The sequence below is a fragment of the Desulfovibrio desulfopostgatei genome (genome assembly GCF_053570645.1).
Genome location: NZ_JBRBQS010000002.1, coordinates 2306113 through 2327027, shown reverse-complemented (window position 1 = coordinate 2327027; position 20915 = coordinate 2306113). Strand labels below are relative to the sequence as shown.

General features: G+C 56.7%; 15 protein-coding genes and 1 tRNA gene. 8 read left to right on the top strand and 8 right to left on the bottom strand.

Features of this window, described 5'->3' with window-relative positions:
• Positions 1-31 precede the first annotated feature (31 nt).
• Together ACUZ9Q_RS10320 and ACUZ9Q_RS10315 are read right to left on the bottom strand one after the other, a co-directional pair.
• The gene (locus ACUZ9Q_RS10320; RefSeq protein ID WP_449247823.1) at positions 32-868 is read right to left on the bottom strand and encodes a 4'-phosphopantetheinyl transferase superfamily protein; all 837 of its coding nucleotides are present in this window, start codon (positions 866-868) and stop codon (positions 32-34) included.
• A gap of 111 nt (positions 869-979) precedes the next feature.
• Complete coding sequence (locus ACUZ9Q_RS10315; protein WP_227118237.1) at positions 980-3043, bottom strand: elongation factor G; 2064 nt, start codon at positions 3041-3043, stop codon at positions 980-982.
• Positions 3044-3266: 223 nt separating this feature from the next.
• Here ACUZ9Q_RS10315 and ACUZ9Q_RS10310 point away from each other — a divergent pair, with 223 nt between their 5' ends.
• Positions 3267-3998: a hypothetical protein gene (locus ACUZ9Q_RS10310; RefSeq protein WP_449247822.1), complete on the top strand. Its 732-nt coding sequence runs from the start codon at positions 3267-3269 to the stop codon at positions 3996-3998.
• A gap of 116 nt (positions 3999-4114) precedes the next feature.
• On the opposite strand, the gene ACUZ9Q_RS10305 is transcribed toward ACUZ9Q_RS10310, so the two are convergent.
• Positions 4115-4501, bottom strand: coding sequence for an acyl-CoA thioesterase (locus ACUZ9Q_RS10305; RefSeq protein WP_300554241.1), 387 nt, complete (start codon positions 4499-4501; stop codon positions 4115-4117).
• A 99-nt stretch (positions 4502-4600) separates the two neighbouring features.
• On the opposite strand from ACUZ9Q_RS10305, the gene ACUZ9Q_RS10300 reads away from it, so the two are divergent.
• The 3 genes from ACUZ9Q_RS10300 (at position 4601) to ACUZ9Q_RS10290 (ending at position 7813) form a co-directional block, all read left to right on the top strand.
• Positions 4601-5704, top strand: a complete 1104-nt coding sequence (locus tag ACUZ9Q_RS10300) for an MltA domain-containing protein (protein ID WP_233483135.1) — start codon at positions 4601-4603, stop codon at positions 5702-5704.
• Positions 5705-6453: 749 nt separating this feature from the next.
• A complete protein-coding gene (locus ACUZ9Q_RS10295; RefSeq protein ID WP_192113869.1) occupies positions 6454-6813 on the top strand; it encodes a helix-turn-helix domain-containing protein in 360 nt (119 codons plus the stop codon).
• A gap of 241 nt (positions 6814-7054) precedes the next feature.
• Positions 7055-7813: a DNA alkylation repair protein gene (locus ACUZ9Q_RS10290; protein WP_449247821.1), complete on the top strand. Its 759-nt coding sequence runs from the start codon at positions 7055-7057 to the stop codon at positions 7811-7813.
• 151 nt (positions 7814-7964) lie between these two features.
• Here ACUZ9Q_RS10290 and ACUZ9Q_RS10285 read toward each other — a convergent pair whose 3' ends face one another.
• The 3 genes from ACUZ9Q_RS10285 to ACUZ9Q_RS10275 form a co-directional block, all read right to left on the bottom strand.
• The gene (locus ACUZ9Q_RS10285) at positions 7965-9350 is read right to left on the bottom strand and encodes an aminopeptidase (protein ID WP_449247820.1); all 1386 of its coding nucleotides are present in this window, start codon (positions 9348-9350) and stop codon (positions 7965-7967) included.
• Positions 9351-9389: 39 nt separating this feature from the next.
• Entirely contained in the window at positions 9390-10826 is a 1437-nt protein-coding gene (gene selA, locus ACUZ9Q_RS10280) for an L-seryl-tRNA(Sec) selenium transferase (protein WP_449247819.1), read from the bottom strand.
• Between the two features lie 115 nt (positions 10827-10941).
• Positions 10942-12234: a bifunctional folylpolyglutamate synthase/dihydrofolate synthase gene (locus tag ACUZ9Q_RS10275; protein ID WP_449247818.1), complete on the bottom strand. Its 1293-nt coding sequence runs from the start codon at positions 12232-12234 to the stop codon at positions 10942-10944.
• Between the two features lie 213 nt (positions 12235-12447).
• On the opposite strand from ACUZ9Q_RS10275, the gene ACUZ9Q_RS10270 reads away from it, so the two are divergent.
• Positions 12448-12524 (top strand) — tRNA-Arg (locus ACUZ9Q_RS10270).
• A 194-nt stretch (positions 12525-12718) separates the two neighbouring features.
• On the opposite strand, the gene ACUZ9Q_RS10265 is transcribed toward ACUZ9Q_RS10270, so the two are convergent.
• On the bottom strand, positions 12719-13153 hold the full coding sequence (locus tag ACUZ9Q_RS10265; RefSeq protein ID WP_449247817.1) for a YqaA family protein: 435 nt from the start codon (positions 13151-13153) through the stop codon (positions 12719-12721).
• Between the two features lie 481 nt (positions 13154-13634).
• Here ACUZ9Q_RS10265 and ACUZ9Q_RS10260 point away from each other — a divergent pair, with 481 nt between their 5' ends.
• The 3 genes from ACUZ9Q_RS10260 to ACUZ9Q_RS10250 all read left to right on the top strand — a co-directional run bounded on the left by ACUZ9Q_RS10260 (position 13635) and on the right by ACUZ9Q_RS10250 (position 19690).
• Entirely contained in the window at positions 13635-15650 is a 2016-nt protein-coding gene (locus ACUZ9Q_RS10260; RefSeq protein WP_308585312.1) for a methyl-accepting chemotaxis protein, read from the top strand.
• 602 nt (positions 15651-16252) lie between these two features.
• The gene (locus ACUZ9Q_RS10255; RefSeq protein WP_227118226.1) at positions 16253-17992 is read left to right on the top strand and encodes a HAMP domain-containing methyl-accepting chemotaxis protein; all 1740 of its coding nucleotides are present in this window, start codon (positions 16253-16255) and stop codon (positions 17990-17992) included.
• A 270-nt stretch (positions 17993-18262) separates the two neighbouring features.
• The gene (locus ACUZ9Q_RS10250) at positions 18263-19690 is read left to right on the top strand and encodes a sodium:proton antiporter (RefSeq protein WP_192113961.1); all 1428 of its coding nucleotides are present in this window, start codon (positions 18263-18265) and stop codon (positions 19688-19690) included.
• A gap of 107 nt (positions 19691-19797) precedes the next feature.
• Here ACUZ9Q_RS10250 and ACUZ9Q_RS10245 read toward each other — a convergent pair whose 3' ends face one another.
• On the bottom strand, positions 19798-20805 hold the full coding sequence (locus ACUZ9Q_RS10245) for a phosphotransferase enzyme family protein (protein WP_308585315.1): 1008 nt from the start codon (positions 20803-20805) through the stop codon (positions 19798-19800).
• Between the last annotated feature and the right edge of the window lie 110 nt (positions 20806-20915).

Genomic DNA, 20915 nt, shown 5'->3' with positions numbered 1-20915 from the left:
TCGCCTTGCAAGAAAATGTCTGCCGGGGCGCTTAGACGCGCGGGCGTAAGGCGGAAAGGGCGCGCAGCAGGGTAGTCGGGCTCTGGCGGAGCACCAGTGGTCGAAAAAATTCTGGTGGAAAGGCTGTTTTGGCGCTCACCTGCTGTGCAACGCTCAGCCAGTGGCCGGGGCTGGGCAGACTGCGCCAGTAAAATACGCCCATCGGCCCGTGCCAGATCCCGGCTCTTTGCCCGAAACCGCCTGTGGGAACCCTGGCAGGATCCATGCCCAGCCCCAGACCGGATGCCTTGAGCAGCGCCTCCTTGATTGTCCAGCGGCGCAGGGCTTCGCGGTTGATGCTCTGCTGTGGAAAACCGGTCTCGCGCCGGGGCAATTCTGACGGGGCAAAGGCATTGGGGGCAGGCGGCAGGGAAAGCAACGATTCGGCATCCAGCGCGTGCGGGGGCATGGCATGAGAGGCCAGCTCTGCATCTGCTGGCCCAGGGCAAAGGGCGCAAAAGGCCGCCTCGCCGCTGTGGCTGAAGGCCGCATGCCAACCGGGGAGCAGGGGACGGCCCTGAGTATCCATGCCCAGGTGTGGCAGCGGCCCAGTTGCGGTTGAGAACTGTGTCTTGGCCTGCTGCGCGGCATGCGTCACCAGTTGGGCGCGTGCGAGCAGCCGCGACAGAGCCGCCCGCAGTACGTTCTGCTGCGCCTCCGGCGTCTCGGCCTGCCCGTTGGGCGAGCGGCCAAAGCGGCGCACATGGGCAAGCTGCCTGTCGTCCAGCCACGGTTCCAGCGCCGCTTCAAGGGCACGCCGCCAGCCTTCCAGCTCTATAATGGAGCCAGCGGGCAAGGGCGTGCAGAATATTGTAAGCGGTCGTTCCATGATTTTTCGTATTTTGCTGTTTGCGGCAAAGACGCGCAAACCGGCTGTTTTACAGAAAACAGCCGGTTTGTCATCTATAAGAGGAAGAGGTGGTCTGCCCCACCCCAGTGGTTATTCGGCAGCCTTGTGCTTCTGGTGCTCGGCAATGACCTTTTCCGCCACGGGTTGCGGGGCTTCTTCATAATGGGCAAATTCCATGGTGAAGAATCCCTGTCCACCGGTCATGGAGCGCAGGTCGGGCGCGTAGCGCAGCACTTCGCTCATGGGCACGTGGGCCTTGATTTCCGTGCTGCCGCCCTGCGAATCCGAACCCAGCACCTTGCCCCGGCGGGAGGAAAGGTCGCCGATGACATCGCCCATGCTTTCATCGGGCACGGAAACGGTGAGCAGTACAATGGGTTCGAGCAGCACGGGCTTGAGCCCTTCCATGGCCTTTTTGAAAGCAATGGAGCCAGCCACCTTGAAGGCCATTTCTGACGAGTCTACCGTGTGGTAGCTGCCATCGTAGACCTTGACTCGGAAGTCCACCACCTGGCATCCGGCCAAAAATCCGCGCGCGGCGGCTTCCTGAACGCCCTTGTCGATGGCGGGAACATACTGGCGGGGGATAACGCCGCCCACGATGGCGTCTTCAAACACATAGCCGGAGCCGCGCGGCAGGCCTTCCATTTCAATCCAGCAGTCGCCAAACTGACCACGCCCGCCGGACTGCTTTTTGTGGCGGCCCTGCACCTGGCATTTGCCGCGCACGGTTTCGCGGTAGGGAACCTTGGGCGTTTTGAGTACGATATCCACCTTGAAGCGGCGTTTGGCCTTTTCGACCGAAAGCTCGATATGCAACTGCCCCATGCCGGAAAGCAGGATGTCGCCGGTTTCTTCATCGCGTCCCAGACGCAGGGTGATGTCTTCGTCCAGCAGCCGCTGCATGGCGGCGTAGACCTTGTCTTCCTCGCCTTTTTCCTTGGGGGCGAGGGCGTAGGTAATGAGCTGCGGGGGCAGGGTGGGCATTTGCAGGGCAAAGGGGGCTTTTTCATCGCAGAGGGTGTCGCCCGTGCGGGTGTTCTTGAGCTTGGCAACGGCCACGATGGTGCCGGGGCCAATGGGCTCTTTGCAGGGAGTCTGCGTTTTACCCTGAATGTACAGTAGGTTGCCAAGACGTTCGTTTTCTTCCGTGCGGGAGTTTTTCAGCGTGGCATCACCGTTGATGGTGCCGGAAAGAATCCGCAAAAGGGAAAGCTGCCCCGAAAAAGGATCGGCCAGGGTTTTGAAAACAAAGCAGGCCACCGGCCCATCCGGGTCAGCGGCGCGTTCTGCGCCATCGCGGCCAGCAAAAGGCGGGCGATCAAGGGGCGAGGGCAGCAGGGCTTCAATGGCGGCCAGCACTGATTCGCCGCCCTTGTTTTCAAGAGCCGAGCAGGCCAGCACCGGCGTAAGCTCACCCTTGAGCACGCCCGAGCGCAGGCCGGTTTTGAGGTCATCTTCTGAAAGAATGCCTTCTTCCAGATACTTTTCCATGAGTTCTTCATCGCTTTCTGCGATATTTTCTATGGTCACATCGCGCAGCAGGCTGACATCGTCAGCCAGGGCAGCGGGGATTTCAGCCTCTGCGGCTGCGCCGTTTTCGCCAAACATGCGGGCCTTGCCCGTCAGCACATCGGCAACACCCACAAAGGATTCGCCCTGGCGAATGGGCAATTGCAGCACAACGGGCTTGACGTTCAGGCCGGAGAGCCCGTCAAGGGCCATCTGAAAATCGGCGCGGTCGCGGTCAACCTTGTTGACCACTATAATGGAGGGCAATCCGGCTGCGCGGACCAGATTCCAGAATTTTTTGGCAAGGGGGCGCACGCCGTCCACGGCGTCCAGCACAAAAACAACGCTGTCCACGCCTTTGAGCAGGCATTCCATGTCGCCTGTAAAGTTGCCGTCACCGGGGATATCCAGAAGGAAATGGCGGTTTTTATTCCAGAGATATGTGGCGCAGGAGGGTTGAACGGAGCCGCGTCGGCGGGTTTCTTCGGGTTCGTAGTCAAGGCATGTGGTGCCGTCTTCTACAGCCCCCAGGCGATTTACCGCCCCGGCCTTATAGAGAAGCATCTCTGCCAGGGATGTTTTGCCGCAACCGCCGGTTCCGACGATGGCGAACGTGCGTTGCATTTCCAGTGGAGTAGGCATGGTTTTCTCCCTTCGTAAGCGATATGGCGCGCCCTTGGCGGCCTGGTGAACGAAACTAGGGAAAGGAACAAGTCTTCCATCTGCTATTGGTTCCCACGTTACAGGCTTGTCGCAAAAAAGGAAAGAGGCCGCGACTTTTAATGTAAGGCTTAACGCTTGACAGCAGAGGCCGCCGCTGTGACAGTTGGTCGGATATATATTGGAGCAGGCGGAGGGAGCGACCATGGCGCTATGGGAATGGGCCGGCGCTGGTGCGGTTTTTTTGGCGGCTGTGGTTTTTTGCGTGCGGCTGATGAAGCGTGGTTTGACCACGCTAGAGGACGAGCGCGCCCAATGCCTTGAGCGCATTCGCCAGATGGAAGAAAAAATTCAGGAAGATCAAAAAAATATGGCTTCCAGCGAACACCTGCGCGTAGCCCGCGCCGGACTGGAAGACCTTTTGCGGCTGGCGGGCAATCCGCCCGGCATGCGGCTTGAGTCTCTCGCCAAGGGGCAGGGCGAAGCGCGGGGCGAGGCCCTTGTGCTGCACTTGCCCGAGGGCGAGGTGCGCATCAGTCTGAACATGCGCGAGCGGGAGCTTAAAGGGGTGCGCAAGGTGGTCCATGGGCATGGGCGGTGGCACCTGAACGGTTTGGGCCTGAATGAGGAATATACAGACCTTGTACCGCTCATGCGCGCGCTCAGCGCCAGGCTGGCCATGCATCTTGGCGGAGGTGAGAGCACAAGCGCCCCGTTTTGCCCCCTTGGGGATCCCGCAGCCGATGTGCCCCCTGAACTGCCGCATCTTGCGCGGCGTTTCAGCAGCGCGCGACCTGTGCGGCAGAAGCGACCGCCTGTGGTGCGGCATGACGAGGAGGAGGGCCGCCTCGAAAGGCTGCGGCGGCTGGAGGATGCCCGTGCCGCGCGCAAGCAGTTGCGGGCCAATCCCGGGCCCACCGGGAGCAGGCACCGTTAAGGCCTTGGACAAAATATTTTTCTGCCGCCGCATGTGGTTTTGCGGCGGCAGATCACGCTGGCATAAATGCGGTGGAATAACGCGGCATCATCGCAGGCAGGGGAGGAAGCTGGCGGTTACTCCGTAAAGGTGAGATTACGGAACCAGTCCGGCACAGGAACGGGGCGACCTTCGTGATTGACCAGCGCGTGCTGGGTCATGCCCGTGGCCAGAAGTCTCGTCTTGTCCTCGTTCAGTATCTCATATACAAAGCGCAGGGATGCGCGCGCCCATTCGGCTATGCCAGCGCGCACAAGTACAAGATCATCATAGCGGGCGGATGAGCGGTAACGGCACTGGGCCTCGCGCACAGGCAGGATAAGGCCTTTCTTTTCAACTTCCGCATAGCTCATGCCGCAACGGCGAATGTACTCGCTGCGTGCCCGCTCGAAAAGATGCAGATATTCCGCATAATAAAGTACGCCCATCGTGTCTGTTTCACCATACGACACGCGGTGCGGCATCCAAATATCAGGGGTGGGAAATTGGTCATGCACGAAACGGCTCCTTGTTACGCGTTTTCCGGGCGTTGTTGCAGCGGATTTGCAAACCGTGCAGGCGGCATGTTGCGCCTGTTGCTGCTGCTGGCGGTCACAATGGCTTTGTTTGCCTGCGCCAAGCAGGCCCCGCCGCCAGTGGTGGAAAGAACCTTGCCGCCGGTAGGGTTTGAAAGCCCGGAATTTTTTGTGAGCAATCTTCTTCCTGCCAGTCAGGATCTGACAAGCTGGAAGGATATGGCCCCCAGTGTGCGTAAGTCGCTGCGTTACGTCAACAGCAAGCCCAAGGACGCCATCGCTGTGCAGCGCCCCGGCCTGACCGTGACGTGGGGCGATCTGTCGCGTACGCTTGAACGTTTGCAGGAACTTTTGCCCCGGCTGGACAAGGAACCGGAACTGCTGCTGGCAAACTTCCGCTGGGCGGAAGTGACGGGCGGCATCAACTATTCTGGTTACTACGAGCCTGCCGTCCCCGCCAGCCGCACACGCAAACCGGGGTACACCCAGGCCATCTATGGCCTGCCCCCGGATCTGAACAAGGTCGTTGCCAAGCGTGGGCAGTACTATGACCGCCGCACCATCGAAGAAAAGCAGGTGCTCGCGGGCAAGGGGCTGGAACTGGCCTGGGCCGCAGACCCCGTTGACGTATTTTTTCTTGAAATTCAGGGTTCTGGTCGCCTGATTTTTGACGATGGCACTCAGGCCTATGTCAACTACGCGGGCCAGAACGGGCACAAATACAAAAGCTCTGGTCGCATCATGCGCGAAAAAGGCCTGCTCAGGCGCGGCGATATTTTTGAACAGCGCGAGTGGTTCAAAAACAATCCCGACCGCGTGCGCGAAATTCTCAATGATAACCCGAGCTATGTCTTCTTTAAATACGGCATGCGTGGCCCCACCGGGGCCATGGGCTATCAGGTGGACGACTGGCTGACGCTTGCAACGGATCGCGGGTTTATCCCGCTCGGCTCCATTGTGGCCTACGGCGTCAATATACCGGATGAAACCAAGGGCAAGATGCCCCTGCGCGGCATCGGCTTTGCACAGGACGTGGGCGGGGCCATCAAGCGTAACCGCATAGATATCTTTTGCGGCGGCGACCAGCGCGCCAACTATGTGGCAAGCCATCTGGACGCCAAAGGGCCTGCCTGGGTGCTGCTGGCGCGTTAGGGCTGGCGAATATATCTTTTGCCGCCAGCAGCAATGCTGACGGATTTGGTTGAAAATTCAGAAGCATATGAGGCCGGAGCGATTGAAACCCGCTTCGGCCTTTCTGGTCTGCACGGTTTTTTTGAAACCGCATATTTTTATTATTCTATTATCAGATATTATTCTTTCATATCTTATTAATTTTACACGCAGGCTTGCCTGACAAACGGACATTTCAGCCCCATAAGCGGCCAAAAACACGCATACCTGATAATTAAACTCCTTGACTTATCTCATGTTGTGGGTATTTCTTTAAGCGTACACTGACAGCCACTCCAGAGTTGCGATAATTTTGTTTCGCTGGTTTGTCTCAATGTGTACGGGAGCCGCTTGCGGGTTCCCCCTACTCTCCCCCTTGGGGCTGGAATTTTATTTCTGCCTCACCAACCCGGTTGCGACCTGCAGGGCTACGAAGCGTTGGCGTATTGTCACGGCTTTTTAGGCAACTGTGATGGCTGCACGGAGTCTATGTCAGTTCTCCCGGCTGTTGCACTGTTCTTTGTGCAGCAATCCGTTGGCCTGTTCCACTGTCCAGACCGCTCCCTTTCAGAAAAGCATCCTCGCGTCCGTTTTTATGGGTTTGCCACATCCTGGCCAGCACAATAAACGCGCATCTGAGCATCCGCTCGCCGCACCCGGTTCCTTCGTTTCAACACGTTGATAATTCCGGGCATTTTGCACGCCTATAGCGTACAGAGGAGGCTCTTCCAATGAGTGGAAAGGTATTTGAGTATATGGCCATTATGGATCGCATCAAGAATGTCACCCAATGCAGAACCCAACAGGAACTTGCGCAGTTTTTTGATGTTTCGCAATCATGTATTTCTGATTCCAAAAAGCGGCTGGCCATCCCGTCCAAGTGGCTGCTCAGTCTGCTGAAGAAAAAAGGCATCAATCCCGAATGGGTGCAGAAAGGCGTTGGCCCGAAGTTTTTGCTCCCCTATGACGAAGACCGTGGGGCAGTGTGCAGCATTTATGCAAGAACGCCCGACAAGTGCCCGCTGCAACATATTGTTTCGGACATTGGCAAGCTGGTTTCGCGGGCTGAGGGTATGGGGCGCAGCGCGTAGGCTGGTGAATCTGCCGCGTCCGCTGGGCGATGGTTTTGCAGAACGGGGCAGAGCCTGCCCCAGATTGAAGCCCACCCGCATGTTTCAGCAAAGGCAGTTGTCTTCATGCCCGCATGCGGCTTGGGCAACAGGGTTGCATCATACCTTTGGCTGTTGCGGCAATAATTTTGATCTGCAAAGACCTGCGCCAGTTTGACGCAGGTCTTTGCATACCTTGAGCATTGGTGTCGCCGGGAGTGCCATGACCATACCTTCCACGCGTCTGGCCCAGCTCAACAGCGGGCAGGACGCTTCAAAAAATCTGGCAGAGGGCTTGGCGGTGGATTTTGCCGCCCTCATGGCTGCGGCCTTGCCGCAGGCTGATGCCGCGTTGCTGGATGAAATGCGTGCTGCCGCACCCCTTGGGATTTCAAAGCGCATGCTGCTGGCTGGCGAGCTGGTGTACCGGGCCGTGGGCGCGCAGGGATTGGCAAGGCTTGCTGCGCACAGGTCGGATACTGTCCGGGGCTGGATATGTTATGCTCTGGCGCACGAGCATGCCCTGCATTCTCCGGCGGAGCCGCTGGAAAATCTGCTGGAAGCCGTGCGCCCCTTTGCGGATGATGCGCATTTTGGCGTGCGTGAATGGGTATGGATGGCAGTGCGGCCTCATCTGGCAAAGCAGCCGGAACACGCCCTGCGCCACCTCGCAGGCTGGACCGCCGACCCCTCGGAAAGGGTGCGCCGTTTTGCCAGTGAAAGCACCCGCCCGCGCGGCGTGTGGTGCGCCCATCTGAATATCCTCAAGGAGAATCCTGCTCTGGGCTTGCCTGTTCTTGAACCCTTGCAGGCCGACCCCTCCACCTATGTGCAGGACAGCGTGGGCAACTGGCTCAATGACGCCGCAAAATCGCAACCGCAGTGGGTGAGCGCGCTCTGCGACGTCTGGCTTGCGCAAAATCCGGGCAAGGCGACCGCGCGCATCTGCAAAAGAGCGCTGCGCAGCCTGCATAAAAAATAGAGCGCATTCCCAAGCGCCATACATGGACTGCCCTTGCGGGCTGGCTGATTTTTTCGCCAGCCTGCAAGGGCAGTCTGTTATCTACGTAGCTTTATGCAGCCGGGGCGGGAAGCATCTGTTGCCCAGATGCCCGCTGCCCAGGCCTGCCCGGCTATAGCTGGGCTTCCAGAAATGCGCGGAATGCCTGCTTGGTGGCGAAGAGGTCAGCGCTGCTTGCCAGTTCAAAGGGGCTGTGCATGGACAAAATGGCAGGGCCGAGGTCAATAACCTGCATGCCGTAGGCCGCAAGGAACAGGGCCACGGTGCCGCCGCCGCCAAGGTCTACCTTGCCAAGCTCCGCACTCTGCCATGCAATGCCCTTGCCGTTGAAAAGCCCGCGCAGCGCGCCGAAAAATTCGGCGTCGGCCTCGCTGGCGCCGTACTTGCCGCGCGAGCCGGTAAACTTGGAAAACACCGGGCCGTAGCCCAGCAGGGCGGCGTTCTGTTTTTCGTGCACATCCTGATAATCTGGATCCAGCGCTGCGGAAACGTCGGCAGAAAGGGCGCGGGTTTCAAGCAGCACATGCGAGGGCTGAACATCCTTTTCCCACGCACGGGCGAGGTCTTCCACGCAATACTGCATAAAGCGCGAAGCTGCGCCAGATGCGCCGTCCGAGCCGATTTCTTCTTTGTCCCAGAAAATAACAGCCATGCTGCGGCCTGTGGCTTCGGCCTCAAGCAGGGCCTCCAGCGCGGTAAACACGCAGATGCGGTCGTCCTGCCCGTAGCCGCCGATCATGGCCTTGTCAAAGCCCACAAAGCGGGCCGGGCCAGCGGGCACAGCCTGAAGCTCGGCAGTGATGAAGTCTTCTTCGCAGATGCCGTATTTTTTGTGCAGCAGTTCAAGCAACTGGGTTTTGATGGGGTCTTTGGGTGCATCGTCCTTGCTGGATTTGCCAGCCTTGGGCGTGCTGTGGGCCAGAATGATATTGAGTTTTTCGGCCTCAAAGGCTTCGCTGACAGGCTGCGTAACCTGCTTCTGGGCAAGGTGGGGCAAAAGGTCGGCAATGCAGAACACTGGCTCGCCGGGTTTTTCGCCAATGGTCACCGTGAGGGTTTCGCCGTTTTCACGCACGATAACGCCGTGCAGGGCCAGGGGGCGCGCAAGCCACTGATATTTGCGGATACCGCCGTAGTAGTGGGTCTTGGCCTGGGCAACGCCGGGCTGCTCAATAAGGGGGCGCTGCTTGAAATCAAGGCGCGGGGTATCGGCGTGTGCAGCCAGCAGCGAAAGCCCCTGACTCAGGGGCAGCGCACCCTTGCGGGCCGCAAAGATGGCCTTGCCGCGCAGGGACCGCATAACGCGGCCGCCGCTGAAATCTTCCGCATACCCATGCTCGGCAAGGCGCTGGCGCACGTATTCCACGGTTTCGCGCTCGGTCTTGCAGTGGGTGATAAAGTCGATATAGCGCTGGGCCAGAGCTTCCATTTCCTTGCGGGTTTTGGCGTCGGCGTTGTCCCAGATGCTTTTGGGCTTGTAGGCAAGATTTTTTTCCATGATGCTGTTCCTTTTATCTCACGCTTTATGTTTCGCGTATTATGCCTGTTGAGGGATTGCAGCGTTCAGCGCCTGACGCAGTACGCGCAGTACCTCGGGGTATTCTTTGACATCAAGTGTGCGCGGGTCAATGCAGAAGGCATCGTCTTCCAGCCGCCCGATGAGCGGGGGAACCGTTTCAAGCAGGGCCGCCTTGAGGGCCGTGGGGCTGCATGCCGTGGGTCTGAGTCGCACCAGGGTGGTGGGCAGGTCGTACTGCGGAAACGCGCCCCCGCCCACGCGCGACACATCCTCCCGCAAGCCTACCTCGCACAGGGTACTTTCTGCATTAAGCCCCTTGCGCAACCGTTTTGCCAGATTGCGCGCTGCCCTGGCCAGTTCATCGGGCGGGCAGGTTATCATGCGCAGGGTAGGCACGCTCTTGCGGGCTTTTTCCGGGTCAAGGTACAGGCGCAGGGTGGCCTCAAGAGCGGAGAGGCACAGCTTGTCGCAGCGCAGCGCCCGCGTGAGCGGATTGCTCTTGAGTTTTTCCACCATGCTCTTGCGCCCGGTGATGATGCCGGCCTGAGGGCCGCCAAGAACTTTGTCACCCGAAAAAGTTGCGATATCCGCGCCCTGCGAGAGCACTTCAGGCACGGTTGGCTCGTTGGGCAGGCCGCAGGCAGAAAAATCCATAAGGCTGCCGCTGCCGAGGTCTTCAATAAGCGGCAGGTTGTGCTCGCGCGCCAGTTCCGCCAGCTCGGGCAGGGCCACGGCGGCATGAAAGCCCACAATCCGGTAGTTGGACGTGTGCACGCGCATGAGGGCGCGGGTATTCTCGTTGATGGCGGCGCGGTAGTCGCGCAGATGCGTGCGGTTGGTGGCCCCCACCTCGCGCAGGGTGGCCCCGCTTTTTTCCATCACTTCAGGAATACGGAAGCTGCCGCCTATTTCCACCAGTTCGCCGCGCGAGACTATAACCTCGCCGCCCTTGCAGAAGGTGTCGAGCACCAGCAGCACGGCGGCGGCATTGTTGTTGACCACAAGGGCAGCTTCGGCCCCGGTGACGCGGCAGATGAGTTCTTCCACCAGCGCGTGACGGCTGCCCCGGCCGCCTGTGGCGAGATTCAGTTCCAGATTGCAGTAACCGGTAGCTGCCCGCAGCACGGCCTCTCGGGCTTCTTCGGCAAGTACGGAGCGCCCCATGTTGGTATGTACCACAACGCCCGTGGCGTTGAGCGCCGACCGGAACCGGGGGCGCAGACCGCGCTGCACAAAGGCCAGCAGGCCTGGCAACTGGCGTTCAAGGTGCAGGTCTTCGGGGGCGGTGCAGCGCCCGGCGCGGATGTCATCCCGACGAATGTCCCAATAGGCGGCCACAAGATCGCGTAGCAGCGCGTGCGGCGTTTGCTGGCTGTCGCCCAGTGCGGCATCCGCGCGGTGCAGTGCGGCAATGCTGGCGTCTACGGCGGGAATGGCGCGAAAAAGATTTTGCATGGGCGTCCTTTATACTGCGGTTACCGCAAAAAATAAAAAATGCGCGAGCACGGCGGCTTGGGCTTTGTCTGCCATGCAGCGTCGTCAGCCGGGCCAGCGGCGGGCTTGCCTGCGCCTACTGGAGCTGCGGTTGCAGCAGCCATTGGGGGTGCTGCGTAAAAAATTCTGAAAGCAGGTACAGCGAACCCGTCATGAGCACTGGGCGGGCTTCGGTGGCGGCGGGCAGAGCGCGCGCCAGTTCAAGCGCCTTTGCCAAGCCTTGAGGGCCTTGGGGCAAGGCCTGCGCCGTGGCCGGGGGCAGGGCGTTGCAGGCAGCGGCTATGTCTTGCGCCGCTGCGGCCCGGTGGTTGCCAAGCGTGACCACAAACATGGGGGCTTCGCCCAGATAGTGCTTGAGCATCTGGGCGGCGGGCAGCCAGTCTTTGTCTGCAAGGCAGGAAAATACCGCTCCGGCGGGTTGCAGGCCTTCGGCGCGCAGGGCCTTGATCAGCGCGGCCATGCCGTGCGGATTATGGGCGCCGTCAAGCAGCAGGGGAGGGTACTGATCCGTACCCGGAACCCGTTGCAAGCGGCCCGGCATAAAGGCTTGCGCCAGCCCTTGAGCCTGGGCCTTCGTGTCGTCCGCGCTCTTGCCCAGCATGGGGGCAAGCTCGCGCCATGCCGTGAGGGCCAAACCTGCGTTGGCGCGCTGGTGAGGGCCGCTGAGGCCAAGGCGGGTATCAGCGGAAACCGGACAAGCCCTGATGAAGGGCGCATTGTGGCTGCGGGCCGCGCGCTCAAGAATTTTTGCGGCTTCGGGAAACTGCGCAACACTGCATACGGGCGCTGCACTGCGTATGGCTGCGGCCTTGTCTGCCGCAATGTCGGCAAGGGTGGGGCCCAGGATGTCCTTGTGGTCAAGGGCAATGGGCGCATAGCACATGAGGTCGGCGGCGACGGCGGTTGTGGCGTCGTGTTTGCCGCCAAGGCCAGCTTCAAGCACTGCCAGCTCCACGCCCTTGCGGGCAAAACCCAGCAGGGCCAGCACCGTAAGAAATTCAAAGTAGGTCAGATCGGGCGCGGCAGCCATGACCTGGTTGGCTGGCTCAATCCAGTCATCCACAGGCCAGGGGGCGCAGGTGGCATCATTTGGCCCGCCAATGCGGATGCGCTCTGTGGGGCTGACAAAGTGCGGCGAGGTGTAGAGGCCCACCCGACAGCCGTGAGCAAGGGCAAGGGAAGCCAGAAATGACGATGTTGATCCCTTGCCGTTGGTGCCGAGCACCTGAGCCACCACAAAGGGCGGGCGAGCCAGATCAAGGGCGGCCAAAGCCCGGCGCATGCGGCCCAGGCCCATATCCATATGAAAAAGCCCCAGGCTGGCCAGATGGCGCTGGATATCTGCGGGAGTGCTGAACGTGTTGCTCATTTAGATATGGTAGCGCAAAGCGCGCTGTCTGTCAGCGGGCGTGCACAGGCAAAATCCGCGCAAATCTTGCCCGATGCTTGCGTAAAAACGTGAGCCATCGGGTAAACACCGCCTCATGGGCATGTATGCCTGAATGCGCGGGAACGCTTGACGCAGTGGGGCGCTATCAATATATTGGCCGCCACACGGCAGGGCACTGCGCCCTTGTCATGTGCGCCCGTAGCTCAGTTGGATAGAGCAGGAACCTTCTAAGTTCTTGGTCAGGGGTTCGATTCCTCTCGGGCGCGCCATAAATAAATCAGGATGTTACATGGTTTTTCATGTGACATCCTTTTTGTTTTTGGGGCAAAATATCTGTTTGGTTGCCCGCCAGTCACCTACCTGTCTGTTTTACATGATCGCGGGGTGGTTGGCACTGATTGGCCACGCGTTGGCACAGCGATTCTGTTTAGCTCGGCCTGCTTCAAGCCGCTATTCTTCATCATCAGGTGAACTGCAAGGTAATCAGCGCAACCATGATATAGCGGAGAGTTTTTGCCACAGCCACAATGGCGATGAATGAGGGGAAGGGTTCGCGTAGAATCCCCGCTACGAGCGTGATGGGGTCGCCCACAACAGGCATCCAGCTTAAAAGCAGCGACCAGCGCCCGTACTTGCCATACCAAGCTTCGGCCCTGGCAAGGCTGTTGCGCTTTATGGGAAACCACGAACGATCCTGATAATGGATAAAGAACCGTCCGAGCAGCCAGTTGGTGGCAGAACCCAGTGTGTTGCCGAGGCTGGCGGCGGCGATCATTGCCCACAGCGGCGCGTAATCCTTTGCCAGCGCTCCTGCCAGAAAAAGTTCTGACTGCGCAGGAAAGATCGATGCTGCCACAAATGCAGAAATAAATAATCCCCAAAGTACGCTCACGCTCATTTCCGCATCCTGTCTGCAAGGCTTTATTGATTGCGCTGCGGCATGCCAGCACCGCACCATATAAAAGTGCCGCGCAGCGCACAAGTAGCATGAATCCTTGCCATGAATAGCTGATGTCTTTTCTCATCCATCATTATTTCTTCTGCCGTTGATAACGATCCTGATCCCATATCTATTTCTGATACGATAATGTTGGGGGTATTGTATTAAATATTTTAATTATGCATGTAGAAAAGAGCTATTTTGTGAAGACAGGACGTGATGATCGTATATTGTTTTTCGTTGCATTTTTGCAACACTATGTTGCAAAATTACAACATATGAAGATATTTTTGCTGTGTTTTTGCAACAGCATTGACTGAACAAAAAAATTATATAGTGTTTCCGGGTTGACTCTAAAGAATTTTAGCGAGCATTCGATACTATTGCAGTGTTTTGTTGAAAATAAGTTGATGCTCAATAAGGAGAACGTGACGTGGCAATGAGTGCAAAAAACAAAATCCTCCTAAGCGTAGTCGCATTCTTTTCGCTGGTCATCATCGCGATGGCCTACAGCTCGTACCGGAGTTTCTGTGCCTCGTCATACGACTCTGAAATGGAGCAGCTTGACACCATGTCCCAGGCAGTGGGCAAGGCTGTGTCGGAAAAGATGGATGTGTATTTCAATGTGCTTGAGCTTAGCTCGCGCATGCTGACGAATCCTGTGGGCGCTTCCCCGGATGAACTTTATGAATATAAACGTAATGTTTTGATACAACTGCTCAAGCAGGTGAACCTTGTTGAAGCCTATTATGCTTTTGACAGCGGCGAAACGCATAATGATAAGGGCATGATCAAGAATTTCAACGCCAAGACCCTTGGCCGCGAGTGGTTTGTGCGGATGTTTAATGGTGAGAAGAGGGTTGTAACAACCCCTTATACCTCGTCTATCGGCGCAACAGTTATGGCTGTGGGCGTGCCTTTGATAGATAACGGCAAGATGGCGGGTACGCTCTGCATCAACCTTGGCCTGACGGACATAACCAATTTTACCAATCATGTTCTTGAGTTCGACAACATTTTTCTTACGCGGGCCGATGGCTACATCATGGCCAACCGGGATGACAAGCGCATTGGCAAAAGCCTGTGGGAAGTTATCCCTGATATGAAAAAATACAGCGGGTTGCAGCAGAACAGCCGCATCCAGTTCACCAGCAAAGACAGGGTGTTTGAGGGGAGCCTATATATTATTCCGGGTCTTGGCTGGAAAGTGTGGACGTACAAGCCGCTGGAGGAAATTCAGCGTGACTCAACCGCCAATCTGCACTCCAGTGCCATAACCGCAATTATCGCCCTGGTGCTATCTGCCCTGATGGTGCATTTTCTGGTATCCATGCTGATTTTCAAGCCGTTGGGCAAGGGCGTTATTTTTGCCGCAGCGGTTGCCGAGGGGAATCTTGATGAAACCCTCGATATCAAGAGCAAGGACGAAGTGGGGACACTTGCCGATGCCCTGCGCAACATGGTTGCGCGGCTGAAAGACATGATCCGCACGACAGAAGAAAAGGAACGGCACGCCCTCTCCGAAGCCGAGCGTGCGCAAAAAGCGGTTGCCGAGGCGGAGGAAGCCCGCAAAGAAGCGGAACTGGCCACCCAGCGCGGTATTTTGCAGGCTGCCAGCCAGATTGAAGGCGTTGTGGCGCGCATTGCCTCCAGCACGGAAGAGCTGGCGGCGCAGTCCGAGCAGATATCCAATGCTGCGGAAATTCAGCGGCAACGCATGACGGATACCTCTGCCGGGATGGAGCAGATGTCCGCCTCCATTGTTGAGGTGGCGCGCAATTCCGGTCAGGCTGCTTCCAATGCTGTCAAAACGCAGCAGGAGGCTGGGCAGGGCGCGACTCTGGTTCGGCAGGTCATTAACTCGGTAAATCATGTGCATGAACAGACGCAGGCCATGAAGGTTGACCTGACAGCCCTTGGCAAACAGGCCGACAGCATTGGCGCTATCATGGACGTCATCAACGATATCGCTGACCAGACCAACCTGTTGGCACTCAATGCAGCCATTGAGGCGGCGCGGGCTGGCGAGGCTGGCCGTGGTTTTGCCGTGGTGGCAGATGAAGTGCGCAAGCTGGCAGAAAAGACCATAGGCGCCACCAAGCAGGTGGGCGAGAATATCTCCGGTATGCAAACCGCCGCCAGGCAGAGCATCTCTTCCATGGACAAGGCCAGCCTTGTGGTGGAGGAAACAACCTCCCTGTCGCACAAATCCGGTGAAGTTCTGGATGCCATCCTGGTGCTTGCCAAAGAAAATGCCGACCAGGCGCAATCCATAGCAACAGCGGCAGAAGAACAGTCATCCGCTTCGGAAGAAATCAGCCGCAGTCTTGATGAAGTTTCCCGTCTGACCACAGACACCACACGTGGGCAGGCTGAATCTGCAACAGCCATTCAGCAGCTTGCTGAAATGGCTGGAGACCTCAGCAGTATAGTGGATAAACTGAAAAAATCGTAGACGCCTTCACTTTTAAGAACAGGCCGGAGTGGAAACGCTCCGGCTTTTTTTATGTCCTTTGAATGCAAGAGCAGGGCTGTGCCTGTGAGGACGCCCTCCATGCTTTTGCTTCAGTCGCTTCCAAGGAGTGCGTGGCTTGAAAAGTGATAGTGTGTTAATTTTTTACAGAAAACTGAAATTGGAATTTGGGTGTGTGCTCAATGTCTGTGTCAATTTTCAGATCAGGGTTGAGCTGGCAGTCAAGGCATATTCTTTGCGAATGTGATATTATAAAAGTGTATATTTGATACTGCTATATTAATCTAAAATAGCAACAGATAAATTTATTTTTATTTGTGTATTTGTTTACTATGTTGCTATTAAAATTGGTAATCGATTCTACTGTTTTGAGAGATGTTAGATAGCTATTTATTACTGCAACAAAATTTTAAATTTCATATCATACTGAAATTTTATATTTTTATTTTATTCCAGAAGTGTTGAAAAAAATCACAAGCGGGCATAATGCAGGTAGCGTTATAGCCGATAGGCTATATTTGATGGCGGTGTGACGCTCATGATCTCCATCGTGTGATTTTAACTTCAGCGCCGAGTAGAAAACAATGAAGCTTGTAACAAAAATTTCTTTCGGGATGGGGATGCTGGGTGTTTTGATGGCTCTATTAGCCGGATACATGCTCTGGCAAATGGCAGAACTCAACAACATCACCTCTGTACTGGCGCATCGCAATGTGCCAGTTTCAGAGCTTGCGGGTGAAATTAATACGGATACTGCAGAATACAGAATTATGGAATTTCGCTACCTCATTGAAAATGATATGCAAAAATCCTCGGCGCTAAAAGATAGACTCGATGAAGTTCGCAAAAAGTTTGAGCGTGAAGTACGTCAGATTGGAGACCTTTGTATTTCTGGCAATGCCAAACAATGCGTGATCGATATTGAACGTGATCTGAAAAAATATCTGGATATTTCCAAAGACGTGTTGGGGCTGCGACACGATGGCAGGGTAGATGATGCCTTGGCCCTGCTTACGGGTAAATCCCATGCTGAATACGAAGCCCTCTCCAGATCCATAGACAGTTTGGTAAAGGTTTCACACGACAACGCCCACGCCCGTGGCCTTAATGGGGATAGTCTGTACGCCACTAGCAACGCTATGGGCATCGGCTTGACCCTCTTTGCCATTGTGCTTGCTGCTGCATCGGCCATGGTTATTGCGCGTGAAACAAACCGACAGCTTGGCAGAGACCCGGGGGAACTGCTGGTGGTTGCGCATCGTGTGGTGGATGGGGATTTTAATGTTGACGATGGCCACGCCAGAATTGGCGTGTATGGATCAATTATCGCCATGGTGGAGGCCTTGAAAGGCCATATAGAAAAAGCCCGGCGCGAATCAGAAAACGCCAGGGAGCAGTCGCGTCAGGCGCACGAAGCCATGGAAAGCGCCAATGCGGCCAAGGATGAGGCGCAGCAGAAGACGGAAGCAATGATGCGTGCCGCAGGCAAACTGGAAAAAGTCGTGCAGATTGTCAGCTCGGCTTCCACACAGCTTTCTGCCCAGATCGAACAGGCAGGCAAGGGGGCCGGGCATGCTGCGCAAAGGCTTGCGGAAGCGGCCACGGCCATGAACCAGATGAACGCCACCGTGCAGGAGGTGGCCCGCAATGCCGGTCAGGCCTCTGTGGCATCCACCGATACAAAGGACAAGGCTGAAGCCGGGGCCGACATTGTGCAAAAATCGCTTGTCAGCATCGGCCAAGTGCAGAGCGTGTCGCAGGAACTCAAGCAGGATATGCTGCAACTGAACACGCACGCCCAGGCCATCAGCCAGATTATGGGCGTAATTTCAGATATTGCGGACCAGACAAATCTTCTGGCGCTCAATGCCGCCATCGAAGCCGCCCGTGCTGGCGATGCCGGGCGTGGATTTGCCGTGGTCGCCGACGAGGTGCGTAAACTGGCAGAGAAAACCATGGCCTCAACCCATGATGTGGGTAATGCCATAAATGCCATACAGGAGAGCACTTCAAAGAGCATGGCCTCAACGGATAACGCGCTTGAGCAGGTTAATCAGGCAACGGGATATGCCAGCCAGTCCGGGCTGGCTCTCAATGAAATACTGGAAACTGTTCTGGGTATGGCAGATCAGGTCAATGCCATTGCCACTGCAAGCGAGGAGCAATCTGCCGCCAGTGACGAAATCAACCTGTCGATCGAGAACGTGAACGAAATGGCCAAACAGACCGCCACCGCCATGGCCGAGGCGGCCAGTGCGGTGGCAGAGTTGGCGCGTCAGTCGCAGGATCTTGAGCTACTGGTCAATGAGATGCGGCAGGGATAGGCAAAATTACTACTTCATTCAAAAATATGAATATAAAGGCGGTCTGTTGCATCTGTGCGGCAGACCGCCTTCATGCTTTGAATCATGGTGCATAATTACAACATATATCACTTTGTTAGATGCAATAATGCGACAATTATCGTTGCGTTGTTGTGATTTATAATTGTACTTGGCATGGTGTATATGTATTGATTGTATTTTTTGGGGAGGTTTGGTATAGAGACCCCCAATATCCTATGGTATGTAATGCTTATCTTCTCAGGAGTGCATATGGCAAGATTTCTAACTGTGCTCGGCGCCCTGTGCGCCGCGCTTCTTGTGCCCGGTGTCGTTCTCGCAGGGGAGGGACATCCCAATATCCCTGGTGCGCAGCTTTCAGTCCTTTGGGCAATCCCCTTTGTGTGCATGCTGCTTTCGATTGCCATAATGCCTTTGGCATTGCCCCATTTTTGGGAAAAACACTTTGGTAAAATCGCGGCCTTCTGGGGCTTGGCCTTTTTAACGCCCTGTCTTCTGGTTTATGGGTTCAATGTGGCCCTCTACGAGTTTTTGCACATTATTCTTCTGGATTATGTTCCTTTTCTGGTGCTGCTGTTTACACTCTTTACCATCGCAGGCGGCGTGCGGCTTACCGGTTCGCTGGTCGGAACCCCCGCAGTCAATACTGGGCTGCTGGCGGTGGGCACTGTGCTGGCCAGCTGGATGGGAACAACCGGCGCGGCCATGCTGCTTATCCGCCCCTTGCTTCGGGCTAACGCGCACCGCAAATACCGTGTTCACTCAGTTGTATTTTTTATTTTTCTTGTGGCCAATATTGGCGGCTCGCTCACGCCTCTGGGCGATCCGCCGCTGTTTCTGGGTTTTCTGAAGGGTGTGGATTTCTTCTGGACCACAACCAACCTGTTGATGAAAACAAGCCTTATGTCGGCAGTTTTGCTGGGTATCTTCTTTGTCCTTGATACGGTGCTGTTCAAGAAAGAAGGCAGCCCCAAGCCTGAGGCCCCGGCTGGCGCGGCAGAAGAAAAGCTCGGCCTTGACGGCAAGATCAACCTGCTGTTTCTTCTGGGCGTTGTTGTGGCCGTGCTGCTTTCTGGCCTCTACCCTCTGGGCGAACTGGTTTCGGTCTTCGGCGTGTCGGTCGAAGGGCAGAACCTGCTGCGCGATGTGGCGCTGCTGTGCCTGGCCGGGCTTTCGCTCAAGTTTACGAGCAGGCGCTGCCGTGAACTCAATGGTTTTTCCTGGGGCCCCATTGAGGAAGTTGCCAAGCTGTTCTTTGGCATTTTTATCAGTATGATTCCCGCCATTGCCATTTTGCGCGCAGGTGCTGACGGTGCGCTTGCTTCCCTGATTCACCTTGTTTCGCACGATGGGCAGCCGGTAAATTCCATGTATTTCTGGCTCACGGGCATCCTCTCCAGTTTTCTGGATAATGCGCCGACCTATCTGGTATTTTTCAACACCGCCGGCGGTGACGCGCAGCACCTTATGCACGATATGCCCGCCACCCTTGCCGCCATATCAGCGGGTGCCGTGTTCATGGGCGCCAACAGCTACATTGGCAACGCGCCCAACTTCATGGTCCGCTCCATTGCAGAAAGCGATGGCGTGCGTATGCCCAGCTTCTTTGGCTACATGGCATGGTCGGTAGGCATTCTGGTGCCCCTGTTCGCACTGTTGACCTGGCTGTTCTTTATCTAGCCAGTGCAAAACCCGCGAGGCGGGATTTGTAATCAGTATAAAACAAGCCCCTCCGCCTTAAGGCGAAGGGGCTTGTTTGTTGTGTGCCAACATATTCCCAGGCATGCTTATACCGCGCCCAAGGGCATGCCTCCCTCAAGGTAGCGTCTGCACAGGCGCACCGTGTGTTCAAGCCAGTGCGCGCCGAGGTTTCGGGCGGTCTCGGTATTGGCGTGCGTGGCCATCCATGCTGTCATCTGGATACGCCGCTGCATGATCATATGCGGGATCATGGCTTCATCCTGAGCGTCCAGATGGCTGACCTGCTCATATCCCTGAAGCCAGTTTTCCAGCCAGCGGGGGGCCTGCGGGCAGTGTTCTTCAAAGCTCATGGCCGCGGCAATGTCGTGAACAAACCAGCCCATGCCGCAATCGTCAAAATCAATGACGCGCGTACCATCCTTGTGCAGCAGCAGATTGGTAAGGCGCAGATCAGCATGGATCAGGCCATAACGCCGGGCAGACTGGCCGTAGGCGCGCAGTTTTTCGCCAATACAGTTCAAGGCCGCTTCCAGAAGCAGGGAGTCCTCGCGTGGCAGGCCGGGGCTTGCCCGCCAATCCCCCCAATGGGCGCGCGGGCCAACCATGCTTTCGTGGTTCCAGACAATGCGCTGGAAGCCTGCCGGTTTTTGCCATTGGCGGCTATGCTGGTGGAGGCGCGCCGCGACCTCGCCAAGCTGCCGAAAGGCGCGCGGGTCTAGGTGCACGGTTGGCATCTCGCCGTCAATCCACTGAAAAAGAACGATATTTCTGTGCGATCCATCTGGGAGGTGCAGGGTCAGCACCCTTTGCCCCCCCATGCTGGGCAGGGCCTTTGGCGTGACGATGCCGGTATCTTGCTGCAAGGCATCCAGCCACATCAGCTCGCCCATTATATTGATATGCGAGTGATAATTTTCGCGGTGCACACGCAGGGCATAACGGCTGTTGCTGGTCTGGACAAGAAATGTGGCGTTTTCTGAACGGCAGAGCAGGTGCAGGCTTCCCTGCATTTCCGGGGGGTATTGCTGCAACGCCTGCCGTGCCAGTTGCGTCACGGCCTGATCGCTGAGCGAGTCATTTTGCTGAAGTGCCATATTCCCCCCTGCGTTGGGTATGGGTGCCAGTTTGTTCCATCGGCTGCCGGGGGGGGGAGCTGCGCGATTATAACCAGCATCGCCTTTCATGCCTCGCAAACGGCTGCTTC